The following is a 13,454-nucleotide window of genomic DNA, read 5'->3' on the forward strand; positions in this document are numbered from 1 at the left end:
TCGCAGCGCCTCACCGGCAAAGAAGTCAAAGATCTGGCCGGCGCGCACGGTCTCGCCGATGCCTTCCGCCAGCGTCTTGCCCTCTTCGCGCGACAACAGCCGTCCGAGCTCGTCCTTGCGCGCCAGGATCTCGTCGGCGGTCTTTCGAAGGATTGCATGGCGCTCGAGGATGCCGGAGCGCGACCAGGCCGGAAACGCTGCCTTGGCCGCGGCAATCGCCGCCTTCGCATCCTCGGCCGAGGCGCGGGCATATTCCCCGATCACGTCGTTGGTGTCGGACGGATTGATATTGGCAACGCCATTACCGCCAACCCATTCGCCGGCAATCAGGTTCTGGTGCAATGTCATGGGACCTCCTGCGAGAAAATGAATAGGGTCGCCCTCATCATGCGGGACAAGGGCGACCGTTTTACCTATTAACGCCTGTGCTGACCAATCAAGGTTTCCATCATGGACATTTCCTCCCCCGTCAGGTCGTGAAGCGGTGAGCGGACAGGACCAGCATCGAAGCCCTGTAGGCGTACACCCGCTTTTACCGCCGAAACTGCATAGCCTTTGGCGCGGTTGCGGATCGCCATGAAGGGGTAGAAGAAGTCGAGAAGGATCTTTTCGCACTTCGCGCGTTCGCCGGCGCGCAACGCCTTGTAGAACTCCATTGCCAGACCGGGCACGAAGTTGAACACGGCGGACGAGTAGGTTGTGAACCCAGCTCCGAGATAGGCTTCTGCGAAGAGCTCGGCGGTCGGCATACCGCCAAGGTAGGTCAATCGGTCACCCATCTTCGCCGTAATCTGGCGCACAAGGGCGATGTCCCCGGTACCATCCTTAAAGCCGACGAGGTTGGGGCATTCGTCGCAAAGCCGCGCGAGCGTATCGGCCTGGAGCACGGAATTGTCGCGATTGTAGACCATCACGCCCATACCGGTGGATTGGCAAACGGCCTTGATATGTTGGTAGAGTCCCTCTTGCGGAGCGTCGATCAAGTAGTGCGGAAGGAGGAGAATTCCGTCGGCCCCGGCCTTTTCAACAGACCTTGCAATGGAGGCGGCCATATTCGTGCCATAGCCGCAGCCTGAAACAATCGGCGTCTTGCCGGCAGCTTCCTTGGCAACGCGCACGATTTGCGGGATTTCCTCTGGCGCGAGCGAAAAGAACTCGCCCGTGCCGCCCGCGGCAAACAGCGTGGCTGCATCGTAGCCTGAGAGCCAGTTGACGTGCTCACCGTAGCTCTTGGCATTGAACTTTCCCTCCGCATCGAAATGCGTGACGGGGAAGGAAAGTAGACCGGCGCCAAGCACCTTTTTCAATTCTTCAGTTCTCATGGGTGTAGCCCTCCTTTGAAGGAAGCACCGAATAGCGATGCTCCTAGTTGATTTGTTTTGATTGGATTGGGTGTGCGCCTCTTCAGGCTTTCAGCGATCGCACCATGCTGGCCAGGCGTTCGCAGGCACGTTCCAGCTCGCGCTCGGAGGCGGCGATTGACAGACGAATGAAACCCGGCGCGCCAAAAGCCGCACCTGGCACACTCGATAGGCCGAACTGCTGGAGTAGGTGAGCGGCAAACGTTGTGTCGTCTACGACCACCTCTCCGCTTAGCTTCCGCCCGAACAGCTTCCCCACGCCGATGAACGCGTAAAACGCGCCCTCCGGCGGAGTGAAATCGATGCCCTCCATCCCTGCAAGCCTTTGCGACATGATTTTCGCCCTGTCCGCGAAGGTTCGAGCAGCTTTGGCAACGAAAGCCTGATCGCCGGTTAGTGCCGCGAGGGCTGCCGCCTGCGCTACGGTCGAGACGGACGTTACGCTCTGCGACTGCATCTTATTAAGCGACGCGATGAGCGCTTTTGGGCCGGCAGCATAGCCAACGCGCCAGCCGGTCATCGCATATGCCTTGGACACACCGTTGACGATCAGCGTTCGTTCACGCAGTTCTGGGCAGGCCGACGCGAAAGATATAAAGGGTGCCTCCCTAAGCAGGATGTGCTCGTAGATTTCGTCCGAAAGCACCAACACCTGCGGATGGCGGGCGAGCACTTCGGCAAGTCCTCGGTACTCCTGCGCCGAATAGATAGCTCCGGTGGGGTTAGATGGCGAGTTCAGCAGCAACCATCGGGTCTTGGACGTGATCGATGCTTCCAGCCGCTCAGGGTCGATCTTGAAACCGACCTCGGGCCCGCAACTCACATGGACTGGGTCGCCTCCGTGCAGGGAGACGATGTCGCCGTAGGACACCCAGCAAGGCGTCGGGATTATGACCTCATCGCCAAGCTCAAGCGTGGCGAGGAATACGTCAAACAGGATTTGCTTGGCGCCATTGGCGACCATCACCTCGTCAGCGGCATAGTTCAGCTGATTTTCCGTTTTGAACTTGCTCACGATCGCCTGTCGCAGGCTCTCCATACCCGCCGGCGCGCCATAGCGCACCCGCCCCTGACGAATGGCTTCGCAGGCCGCCTCAGCAACGTGTGCCGGCGGCTCGAAATCCGGCTCGCCAAGCGACAGGTCGATGATATCGCGGCCCTCGGCAATCAATTTCTTCGCAGCCATTGCGATCGCCATGCTGGGCGATGACTTTATGCCCGCTGCGCGCTTGTTCTCGAAGTTCATCTCCGGCTTCCTTGGACTGATTGACATTTAAAGCCGGACGAAGCTTCCGCCCCGCCCGGCCCCCGGGAGGATTATCTGGTAGGGACGTAGTCGAAATCGCTGTCCCGCTTAGCGGCTGTTGGATCGCGCGTGTCTGCCAGGCCATAGCCGCCGCCGCCAGGAAGCTGGAGAATTAACCGGCGACCAGCGGGAACATGTTGCCGACCCTTCGAGGCCAAGCGCGTTCCGTCGTCGAGCAACACTGCGCCAGGAGCGCCGTTCTCGCCGCCATTGCGGCCGCGCGCGGGGTGTTCGACGCGGTCGAACATGGCGTTGAAATGCATCTCGTGACCTTCGGTCGGCGAGATTTCCACGACCTGCCCCAGGCCGCCTCGGAACTGGCCGGCGCCGCCCGAACCGTCGCGCAGTTCCTTACGCCAGAAGATGACCGGACCGACGTGCTCTGTCGCCTCGATCGACATCGAGTGCACGCCGCTTGGAAATGCCGTGGCATTCAAACCGTCAAGCGTGGAACGTGCACCGGCGCCGCCACTGTTGAAGAGCAGGACTTCTGCGCGCTGGCCGCCATCAGCCGGCGCCCTTTCACCCTGCAACGGCCGCACGCTGACGTGCAGGTTCCACAAGGCACCCGCCCCTTCCGCCGGTACGCGACCAGGAAGCATCTTGTGCACGGCGCCAAGTACGGCGTCCGGAACGAGATGCCCGAGGACGTGGCGCACCGAGACCGGTGCGGGATGTTGCGCATTGAGAATGCAGTTTTGCGGAGCCATGACGCGGAACGGTAGCAGGGAGGCGTGATTGTTCGGGATCTCCGGCGCGATCGAGCATTTGAGACCGTAACAGGCGTAGGCTGCGGAGTAGATGATCGGGCAATTGATACCCTTCGGACTGGGCGGCGAGGTCCCTTCGAAATCCGCAAGGATATGATCGTTCGCCACATCGAGGCGCACGGCGATGTCGATCGGCGAGCCATAGCCGTCGACCCGCATTACGTTGGAATAGGAACCCTTCGGCAGGGCCGCAATCCGTTCGATCGTCGCATCGTAGCTGCGCTTGAAGATGAAGTCGGCCAAGGTTTCGAGATCCGTAAGACCGAATTCGTCCATCATGTCCATGAGCCGGCGATGACCGATCTCGTTGCAAGCTGCGAGCGAATAGACATCGCCGACCACCTGATGGCTCTCGCGCACATTGTTGCGCAAGATGTTGACGAGGTCCTTGTTGACAACGCCGCGTTCGGCAAACTTCATGATCGGGACGAAGATGCCTTCTTCGTAGACCTCGTTGGCATCCGGCCCGAAACCGCGACCGCCTACATCGACTACGTGCGCGGTGCAGGCGAAGTAGCCAACCAGATCCCCTTCCCGAAAACTCGGCGAGACGACGGTGAAGTCGTGCAAGTGGCCCGTGCCCTTCCACGGGTCGTTGGTGATATAGACGTCACCCTCGAAGATGCTTTCAGGGCCGATGTCGCGGATGAAGTGGCCGACGGCTTCCGCCATAGCGTTGACGTGGCCGGGTGTACCGGTCACGGCCTGAGCTATCATCTTTCCGCCGCGGTTGAACACGCCGGCAGACAGGTCACCCGACTCACGCACGCTGGTGCTGAACGCGGTGCGGATCAGCGTAAGCGCTTGCTCCTCAACTACGGAGATTAGCCGGTTCCACATGATCTGCATGTGGACGTCAGAAAGTGCATTGGTTTTCATGGTTTTCCCTCTGTTCAGGCAGCTTGCTTGGCACGCACGAGCAGGCAGCCATCGGACTGCATGACGACTTCGCGGCTCGCTGTGATGATGGTCGAGGTTTCGCGTTCGGTGATGACCGCCGGACCGGCGACCCAATCGCCTGGCTTCATGTCATTGCGGGAGACAATCGCGGCACTTTGGAAGTTGCCTTCCTGCACGTCGAAGATTTCACGCGTGCCGCGAACCTCGGCGGCTGCTCCCTTAGCGGTCTTGCCGATCCGCTCAGGCGGGATCACCTTTGAAGTGGCACGCAGCGACCAACTGACGATCTCGACATCAAGCCCGTCAATCACGCGGCCGAAGAACTGCTCATACTGTTCGTCAAACAATTTGCGAAACAGTGCGCCGTCACTATCGATGTAATCACGCACCTCAATGGTGACTGGTACTTCCCAGCCCTGACCGACATAGCGCATGTAGGCAGTGCATTCGAGACCCGGTTCCGCGTCCGGCGCTCCTGAGCGCACGAAGGATGTCGCTTCAGCGATCAAGTCGCTGATGGTGGTGTTGATCGCTTTCGCCTCGAAGCGGCTTAGACGGCTATAGGCGCTTCGAACGGATTCAAAGCCGAATGGAGCCCTCAGGAAACCGATTGCCGAGCCGACACCAGCGCCTGGTGGAATCAAAAGATCCGACATTCCAAGCTTTTCGCACAGCCGGGCGGCATGGATAGGTGCCGCACCGCCGAAGGCAATCATCGTGAACTCCGAAAGCTCCTTGCCGTTTTCAACGGCATGCATTCGCGCGGCGTTGCTCATGTTCTCGTCAACCACTTCGCTAAGCCCGTAAGCAGCGGTCGCAACATTGGTCTCAAGCTTAGACGCCACATCCTGATCCATTGCCTTGTCAGAGGCACAGCGATCGAGCTTCATTGCACCGCCGGCAAACTCGTCGGGGTCAAGACGACCGAGAATGAGATCGGCATCAGTGACGGTCGGGTTCTTACCGCCACGCCCATAGCAGGCGGGCCCTGGCTCGGAACCGGCGCTGTGGGGTCCAACGCGGATCTGGCGCATGCTGTCGACGGTTGCAATCGAACCGCCCCCGGCGCCGATCTCGACCATTTCGATGACCGGAATGGATATGGGCATGCCGCTGCCCTTCTTGAAGCGCCAGGTGCGAGCGACCTCGAATGTCTTAGACGTCTTGGGCGTCTGTTTTTCGATCAGGCAGATCTTGGCCGTTGTCCCGCCCATGTCGTAGGAGAGGACCTGGTCGAGCCCGTAGCTGCTGGCGATATGAGCGGCGAAAATTGCGCCGCCTGCGGGACCGGATTCAAGAAGGCGAACCGGGAATTCGATGGCGCTTTCGACGCTGATGATCCCGCCGCCAGAATGGATCATAAAGATCGGGCATCGGGTTCCCTCATCCGTCAAGCGACCAACGAGGCGGTTGAGATAGGAAGCCATCAGGGGCTTGACGAAGGCGTTGGCGCACACCGTGTTGAAGCGCTGGAACTCGCGCATTTGCGGCGAGACCTCGAACGACACTGACACCGAGATGTCCGGGTTTTTGGCAAGTAGCCGGTCTCGAACGGTTTTTTCATGCGCGCCGTTCAAGTAGGAATGTATGAAGCCAATCGCGACGCTTTGATAACCGGCAGCAACAATGCGATCGCAGAGGGCATCGACTTCGGAAAGGTCCAGCGCCTTGAGCACCGAACCGTCGGCGCCGATGCGCTCGTCAAGTACAAAGCGCTCGTTGCGCGAAACCAGTGGTGCGGGCAGTACGATATCGAGATCATATTGTTCGAAACGGCTCTCCGTGCGCATTTCGATGACGTCACGGAACCCCCTGGTGGTGATGAAGGCAGTTTTCGCACCCCGGCGCTCGATCAAGGCATTGGTGGCGAGCGTGGTGCCGTGGATGATCGTATCGATCTCGGAGAGATCCACGCCCGCGACCTCAGCGACCTGTCGAATGCCTTCAACGATTGCGTTTTCGGGAAACGAGTAGTCGGTCAGCACTTTGATCGAATGGAGCGTGGCTCCCACTTCCATCGCGACATCGGTAAAGGTTCCACCGATATCGACGCCGACCCTAATTTGCTTGCCATCTTTCGCCATTTTCTTCACTCATGCTCCGTAAACGAGCTGTTGTTGCGCCGCGCCCGGGAAGGCTTGTTTTTCGACGTGCGGCGGCACTCCCCGCCCGCACAGACAGGCGGGGGCAAAAAGCTCTTCAGTGGTTGATGTTTCGGGTGCGCTGCGCGACGGCTAAATGAACGCGCAGAGCTTAAGCGTTATTGCTTGCCGGTGAAATCGACACCCGGCAATGTCGTCGGAAGCGCGGCGCGATCCACGCCAATCCATTTCTTGTAGAGCGCGTCAAGCGATCCGTCCGCGGTATGCCGGGTCACAAAATCTGTGAGGTAGGCGAGCATATCCTGATCGCCCTTGCGCACCGCCATTCCCTGGAAATTGTCGGCAACTTTGTACTTGCGCTCGAATTCGGCGCTGTGTCCTGTTTCCTTGATTACCAGGCCGTATGTGACGCTCCCAAGGATCGCATCGACCTGGCCTGAAAGCAGTGCTTGCACTGTCGTCGCATCATCGTCGAAGCGCTTGATTTCTGTCTCCGGCGGCGCAGCCTTGACCAAAACCGGTTCGAACACGCTGCCTCGGTTGACGCCGATTACGTATTTACCGAGATCCTCGTTACCCTTGATTTCAGCATCCTTTTTTGCCCAGACGGTGATGTCGTTCGACGAGTAGGGAATGACATATTGGATGACCTTGGCGCGCTCTTGCGTAATGGTCATAGAAGGCACGAGGAAATCGACATTGCCGTTGACGAGCAGAGGAATGCGGTTCTGGCCGGTGATGCGTTCGAACTTCACCTCGACGCCGAGTTCCTGGGCAATCAGCTTGGAAAGCTCGATGTCGAAACCCTCGTTTTGACCGTTCTGGTCGATGAAGCCCCAGGGAAACTGATCCATCTGAACCCCAATGACGGCCGTGCCCTTTGCCTTGATCTCTTCCGGCGTCACAGCCCCTGCAGTGTTGGCAAAGGCAGTCGCCGTCAGAATGACCGCCGTAAGACCGGACAGGAACCTGGAACGCGAGATGGTCGGTGCTGAATTGAACATGTTGGTTACCTCTGGTTGGTTTTGATATGCGTTCTTCTTGTTATCTCGCGGCGTTGAGGCGCCGTTCGACTCTTGCGCTGAAGTATGTCAGGGGCAGGCAGATAAAGAAGTAGACGAGCCCGACCGCCCCGTAGACTTGCAGTGGTTGAAACGTGATGTTCGCCATTAGCTGCCCCGAGCGGGTAAGCTCAGTCAGGCCTAAGAGTGCAGCAAGAGCAGTCCCCTTGATAAGGTTCACCAGGAAGCCGATGGTGGCGGGCAAACCGATCCGGAAGGCCTGAGGCAGGACCACGTCGATCATGCGGTAGACATAGCCGATACCAAGCGCGCGGGCGGCCTCGCTTTGACCCGGCGCCACGGCCTGGATGCTGCCACGCCAGATCTCGCCGAGAAACGCGCTGGTGTGCAGCGACAGGCCAACGGTCAGCGCCACCCAAATATCGACTTTGAGGCCAAATACCGGCATTCCAAAATAGACGAAGAACAACTGCACCAAGAGCGGCGTCCCTTGGAAGATCTGGATGTAGGTTGCCATAAGGCCGCGCAGGACTGTCCATTTGCTGGTACGACCGAGCGCTACTGCGAGACCGAGCGCTCCGCCAAAAGTGAACGCGAGAAGAGAGAGGATGACTGTCCAGCGAGCACCTTCCAACAGGAATAGAAACTCTCCGAAACCAAATTCACGGATCATCGATTTGGCCTCACTTTGTCGGATAGGAGAAGTAGGTTCTGCCGACCAGCTGCAATGCGACAGAGAAGAACTGGGACAGCAGGAGGTAGACCGCACCGAGGACGAAATAGATCTCGAAACTGCGGAAGGTTTGGGCGTCCAGCGTCTGCGCCATGTAGGTCAGTTCCTCCGCGGAGACCGACGCAACAAGGCTCGAATTCAGCATCATCAGGATGAACTGACTGCAGAGCGCCGGATAGACCGCACGGATTGCCGGTCGAAAAACGATGAAACGATAAATGTCGATCGTATGCAGGCCAAGCGCCCTGCCCGCCTCGATCTGGCCAGGCCGGATCGACTGCACGCCACCGCGAACGATCTCCGCGGCATATGCCGCGCAGTTGAGTGACATTGCGAGGATCGCTGCCTCTTCGCCGTCCAACTTGATACCGAGCGTCGGCATGCCGAAATAGATAAAGAAGATCTGGACGAGAAACGGTGTGTTGCGGATAAGCTCGATATAGCCCACCGCAATCATCCGCACGGCGGCAAGTTTACTCATGCGCATCAACATAAAGACAATGCCCAGCGAAAGGCCGGCAACCATTGAGATGGCAGACATCCTTAGTGTTTGAATGGCGCCCTCGAGAAACATGGGCCAAGCGGCAAAAACAGGGGCGAAATCGAAGGAATATTGCATCTATACACCTCTGCCCTAGTGATTGAGGATCTGGCTGAGGAACGTCTTGGTGCGTTCATGGCTCGGGTTACTGAAGAACACGTCGGGCTTGGCGCTTTCGACGATCTCACCGCGGTCCATGAAGATGACGCGATGCGCAACGGCTCGGGCAAAGCCCATCTCGTGCGTGACGCAGATCATGGTAATGCCGTCGTCGGCGAGCGACACCATCGTATCGAGCACCTCCTTGACCATCTCGGGATCGAGCGCTGAGGTCGGCTCGTCGAACAACATGATCTTTGGATCCATGCAGAGCGCGCGTGCGATGGCGACACGCTGCTGCTGACCGCCCGATAACTGAGCTGGATACTTCAGCGCCTGCTCGACGATGTGGACGCGCTCAAGATGGCGCATGGCCTTTTCCTTGGCCTCTGCCCCCGACGCCTTGCGAACGCGCCGCTGTGCCAGCATGCAGTTTTCAAGCACTGTTAGATGAGGGAAAAGGTTGAACTGCTGGAACACCATACCGACGTCGCGTCTAATATGGTCGGCATTCGCGCCGCTTTGGTTGAGCCGTGTGCCGTTGACGAAGATTGTGCCTTCCTGAATTTCCTCCAGGTGGTTGATGCAACGGATAAGCGTCGACTTGCCAGAGCCCGACGGACCGCAAAGAACAATGTGCTCGCCGCGAGCGACGTTCAGATTTATGCCCTTTAACACTTGCAAAGGGCCATACCATTTGTTGACGCCGACCATATCTATGGCTTTTTCGGACTTCGCGCTTTCGCTCATTCCTCGTTCCCCTTCCTGTTATCGTCAGGATTTCATTGCGACTTCAAACACGGCATCAACCTCGACGGATGAGCCGCGAGGAAGCGATCCGGCGCCGAGCGCCGTACGGACGTGGCGGCCATTTTCTCCGAAGATTTCGACAAGAAGATCGGAAGCGCCATCAATTACGGCGGGATGTCCCTGGAAGTGCGGCGGCGCGTTCACGAAACCGCGAAGCTGCACGCACGCAATTACTCGGTCGAGGTCCCCGTCGAGGGCGGCACTTACCCGGGCCACAAGGTTCAAAGCGCAAAGACGAGCGGCTTGATAGCCGTCTTCAGGCGAGATGTCCTGCCCCACCACGCCGACGAAATGCTCGATACCGTCGATACGCGGGATCTGTCCTGAGACAAAGAGAAGGGATCCCACGAGCCGGTGCGCAACGTAGTTTCCGGAGGCCGGCGCATTAGAAGGCAACACGATGCCGAGCTTGGAGATGCGTTCAGAGACGACACCCATAGCAAATTCCACCTGATTTTCTGCGAGCGCTTTAAAGCGCTTGTTTCGTTGCCGGAGCCATTCGCCTCGTCTCGACTGACAAGGTATCGCTGGCTCACTTACCGGGACCAAAGATTATTGAAATAGTATCTCATGTCAATACCGACACAAGAGATACTACCTCTCAAGAGGTTGACGCATTTACATCACGATAATCGTATTAATTCAGCTACTTACAGTGCATTTTTAAGTCTCTGTCGGTGCGTGTTGCTAATCAGCGTCGAAAATATTTTTGAGTCATTTGCCATAAAGAGCTTTGAATAAGGCTCGCCGATATGCTCATCGAAGCCTGTGTGCGCACACTTTGAGCGCAATCGCCGACATACAGGTAGTACCACATCTTGAAGTAGTGCTATCTTGTCAGAAGGACACCGAAACCCTATTAATCGTCAAAAGCACCGGTAAAGGGTGACGCTAGGTAACGGGTGAATCTTGGACACACTGACAAGTCGGACCATACAAGCACTCAAGGCTCATATCATCGAGGGTGAACTCGACAAGGGCGATAAGCTTGGATCGCTTAATGACCTTTCTCAACGCTTTGGCGTGAGCCGGACCGTCATTCGCGAAGCGATATCCGCATTGCGGTCTGATGGAGTAGTAGAGGCACGCCATGGCGTCGGCGTGTTTGTACGGAATGTGCCCGCGCCGGAAGATTTGACCGGCTATGATTCCGAGCTGGCACTGGCGCCGCTTCGCCGCCTGAAGACGTCATTCATCGACCTTCTGGAACTGCGAATGGCATTCGAGGTTCATGCGGCGGGTCTTGCTGCGACCCGCCGCTCCTGGGCACAGGAATCAAATATCTGGAATGCTGCCCGCCAATTCGAGGCATCGATCGACGACGAAACCGCCCTCGACAATCTGGACGTTGTTTTCCATCGCTCGATCGCAGAGGCGACGAATAATGGTGCCTTTATAGAGTTCTTCAACTTGATGAGCCTTCAAATACTCCCGCAACCGGCGTTCTCAAAGGAACTCAATCCAGCGCTCATCACGCCCGAGTACATTCAAAACACTGTGAGAGAACACAGGGCTATCTGCGAAGCGATCAGCAGCGGAAATTCCGAACAGGCCCGCGAAGCCATGCGCGCCCATCTAAACCGGAGCCATCTTCGGTACCGCGGCTTTTCAGACGGAGAAACTTCCCCGTTAAGCAATCTCGCCCAATCGCCATGAGCCGATGCGCTACATTGAATCGGCGCCAAGCCCTATTGAAGTCTAATGGCAGACCAGAAACACCAGCGCACCAGACGGTGCGGGTGTGTGGGCTGCAAGTTTGGTTTCTTATCAGTCCATTCAGGGCGCGCGCCGTACTGGGCCGTGATTGCCCCGATAAGACCCTGTACCCGACCAAAGCGTCACACGCAGCATATTTGTGTTTGCCACCCAACCAGGACTGCAAGCGTTGCCGACCGCCGACGCCGCCGGCAGCTCGGGAAAATTGTGACCATCCTAAGCGGCCACAGCAGCTCTGCGAGAGACCGTTCGCTCGCGTACATCCGGCCACCCCCCACGTTGCCCCAACGTGAACGGGTTATCTGGTTGTTCCATCGGCATTTTTTTCTTCTGGTTTGAGCGCTACACTCAAAACACGCATCAATAGCCGCAACGCGTCATCCGACCGCCCATCGGCGCTGAAGCTGTGTTTGATGCCATCCATCGCAGCCGCAATCAGCGCGGCGAGGTCCGCGGGTGATATCTCTAATGCCTTCAGGTCGATCTCCCCTTGAGCTTGAGCTGCAGCCAGTACGTTTGCCAGGAGGTCAAGCAGCTTCGATCTGGCGGCAATCGTTATATCCTTTGCCAGTTTCAAATTGGTGTCGAAGAGTTCCTTGGCGTTATCGCTTTTGCTGAACGGAGCGATCAGTCCTTCCTGGAAGGCAGAGATCGCCGCCGCGATACGGTCCACGACATTTCCCGTGCGGCCAAGCGCGGCCTCAACCTCAGACATTGTCCGTTCGTGTGCACGCGCCGAGCCGGCCCGAAAAAGCTCCTCCTTACTGTTGAAGGCAAGGTAGAGGGAAGCGCGCGAAATCCCTGTAGCACGAGCGATATCCGCCATGGTGGTCTTCTGAAAGCCGTACCGGGCGAACACCGGGAGCGCAGAATCCAAAATTAAAGCTGATTTGCGATTTTCATTTTCCATCTGGACATGTTGACGCCCCCTGTCTGAAATGTCAAAGTGACAATTGGACAATATTAGTCCACTTGTCCAATTAACCGAACTCGCATCGGAGCACGATCATGAAAGAGGCGCGACCGCCACAACAAACCACAGTGCTAGTCACGGGGATCAGCGGCTTCCTTGGCGGGCATGTGGCGCTGCAGCTGTTGCAACAGGGTTATCGTGTTCGCGGAACCCTAAGACGGATGGCGTCAGCCGCTGCAACGATGTCCCGCTTTCAACCGTTCACCGAAAATCTCGGCTTCGTCGAAGCCGATCTGGATCACGACCTCGGCTGGGCGGAAGCGGTTTCGGACTGCGATTACATCATCCATACCGCATCTCCATTTCCGAGTGGCGCGGTGCGCGATCAGACAGGATTGATCCGGACAGCAAAGGAAGGGGCTCTCCGCGTGTTGCGGGCGGCCCATGCAGGCAAGGCGAAAAGGGTCGTCCTCACCTCATCAATCGCAGCCACCAATCATGGCAGCGGGCGTGCACCGTTCAGCGAAAAGGACTGGACGGACACAGAGAGCAAACGCGCGACACCCTATTACAAATCCAAGACTCTGGCCGAGCGCGCCGCTTGGGCGTTCGCTGAAGAACATGATCTGGCCTTGACCGTGATCAATCCGGGTCTCATCCTTGGTCCGTTGTTAGGCAATGACTGCGGCGCGTCCGTCGGACTAATCAGGAAATTGATGAACGGCAAGTTCACGCGATTGCCGCGCTACGGTTGCGCAATCGCTGACGTTCGCGATGTCGCGCTCGCCCATGTCCGTGCGATGGTCGAGCCCGGGGCCACTGGACACAGGTTCATCGTCGGAGGCCGCGTCTTCTGGATGAGGGACATTGCGCACGTACTTGCCCAGTCCTTTCCAGCCTACACTTCCCAGATACCCACTGCGGAACTTCCAAACTGGTTGGTTCGAATTCTGGCTCTCATCGACGCCGACGCGGGGACGATCGTGCATGAGCTTGGAAGGGACCTCCGCATCGACACCTCAAAAGCAGAATGCGTGTTGCAATGGCAGCCGCGTCCCGAAGAAGAAACCATCCGCGCCTGCGGTCAAAGTCTGATCGAAAAAGGACTGGTGACCGCCCGCACCGCTGGCCGAGGATTTGACTTTCGCCGCGAAGAGCCAACGAAACATCCAGGAGATTAG

13 protein-coding genes and 1 pseudogene are annotated in these 13,454 nt (G+C 57.8%); 2 read left to right on the top strand and 12 right to left on the bottom strand.

Annotation, left to right across the window (positions count from 1 at the left end; genetic code table 11):
• The 10 genes from ASD00_RS24430 to ASD00_RS24475 all read right to left on the bottom strand — a co-directional run.
• On the bottom strand, nt 1–348 hold a 348-nt coding region (locus ASD00_RS24430; RefSeq protein WP_156585774.1), incomplete at its 3' end, for an aldehyde dehydrogenase family protein.
• Between the two features lie 68 nt (nt 349–416).
• Nucleotides 417–1,322, bottom strand: coding sequence for a 5-dehydro-4-deoxyglucarate dehydratase (gene kdgD / locus ASD00_RS24435; protein ID WP_057209666.1), 906 nt, complete (start codon nt 1,320–1,322; stop codon nt 417–419).
• Nucleotides 1,323–1,404: 82 nt separating this feature from the next.
• Nucleotides 1,405–2,607, bottom strand: a complete 1,203-nt coding sequence (locus ASD00_RS24440; RefSeq protein ID WP_057209668.1) for a pyridoxal phosphate-dependent aminotransferase — start codon at nt 2,605–2,607, stop codon at nt 1,405–1,407.
• A gap of 71 nt (nt 2,608–2,678) precedes the next feature.
• Nucleotides 2,679–4,316, bottom strand: a complete 1,638-nt coding sequence (locus tag ASD00_RS24445) for a hydantoinase B/oxoprolinase family protein (RefSeq protein WP_057209669.1) — start codon at nt 4,314–4,316, stop codon at nt 2,679–2,681.
• A gap of 14 nt (nt 4,317–4,330) precedes the next feature.
• The gene (locus ASD00_RS24450) at nt 4,331–6,421 is read right to left on the bottom strand and encodes a hydantoinase/oxoprolinase family protein (protein ID WP_057209670.1); all 2,091 of its coding nucleotides are present in this window, start codon (nt 6,419–6,421) and stop codon (nt 4,331–4,333) included.
• 176 nt (nt 6,422–6,597) lie between these two features.
• Nucleotides 6,598–7,443, bottom strand: a complete 846-nt coding sequence (locus ASD00_RS24455) for a transporter substrate-binding domain-containing protein (protein WP_057209672.1) — start codon at nt 7,441–7,443, stop codon at nt 6,598–6,600.
• Nucleotides 7,444–7,483: 40 nt separating this feature from the next.
• Nucleotides 7,484–8,134, bottom strand: a complete 651-nt coding sequence (locus ASD00_RS24460; RefSeq protein WP_057209673.1) for an amino acid ABC transporter permease — start codon at nt 8,132–8,134, stop codon at nt 7,484–7,486.
• A 10-nt stretch (nt 8,135–8,144) separates the two neighbouring features.
• Nucleotides 8,145–8,813: an amino acid ABC transporter permease gene (locus ASD00_RS24465; RefSeq protein WP_057209675.1), complete on the bottom strand. Its 669-nt coding sequence runs from the start codon at nt 8,811–8,813 to the stop codon at nt 8,145–8,147.
• Nucleotides 8,814–8,828: 15 nt separating this feature from the next.
• Nucleotides 8,829–9,584: an amino acid ABC transporter ATP-binding protein gene (locus tag ASD00_RS24470; RefSeq protein WP_057209677.1), complete on the bottom strand. Its 756-nt coding sequence runs from the start codon at nt 9,582–9,584 to the stop codon at nt 8,829–8,831.
• A gap of 24 nt (nt 9,585–9,608) precedes the next feature.
• Nucleotides 9,609–10,082 carry a RidA family protein gene (locus ASD00_RS24475; RefSeq protein WP_057209679.1) on the bottom strand — a complete coding sequence of 158 codons (474 nt, stop codon included), beginning with the start codon at nt 10,080–10,082 and terminating at the stop codon, nt 9,609–9,611.
• A gap of 471 nt (nt 10,083–10,553) precedes the next feature.
• On the opposite strand from ASD00_RS24475, the gene ASD00_RS24480 reads away from it, so the two are divergent.
• The gene (locus ASD00_RS24480; protein ID WP_057209681.1) at nt 10,554–11,300 is read left to right on the top strand and encodes a FadR/GntR family transcriptional regulator; all 747 of its coding nucleotides are present in this window, start codon (nt 10,554–10,556) and stop codon (nt 11,298–11,300) included.
• 32 nt (nt 11,301–11,332) lie between these two features.
• Here ASD00_RS24480 and ASD00_RS41920 read toward each other — a convergent pair.
• Nucleotides 11,333–11,532 (bottom strand): annotated as a pseudogene (locus tag ASD00_RS41920) (hypothetical protein); the annotation flags it as partial.
• A gap of 126 nt (nt 11,533–11,658) precedes the next feature.
• Entirely contained in the window at nt 11,659–12,270 is a 612-nt protein-coding gene (locus ASD00_RS24485; RefSeq protein ID WP_057209683.1) for a TetR/AcrR family transcriptional regulator, read from the bottom strand.
• 98 nt (nt 12,271–12,368) lie between these two features.
• Here ASD00_RS24485 and ASD00_RS24490 point away from each other — a divergent pair, with 98 nt between their 5' ends.
• Nucleotides 12,369–13,454, top strand: coding sequence for an aldehyde reductase (locus ASD00_RS24490; RefSeq protein ID WP_082523716.1), 1,086 nt, complete (start codon nt 12,369–12,371; stop codon nt 13,452–13,454).

The sequence above is a fragment of the Ensifer sp. Root31 genome (assembly GCF_001424825.1).
In the GTDB taxonomy this organism is placed as follows: domain Bacteria; phylum Pseudomonadota; class Alphaproteobacteria; order Rhizobiales; family Rhizobiaceae; genus Ensifer; species Ensifer canadensis.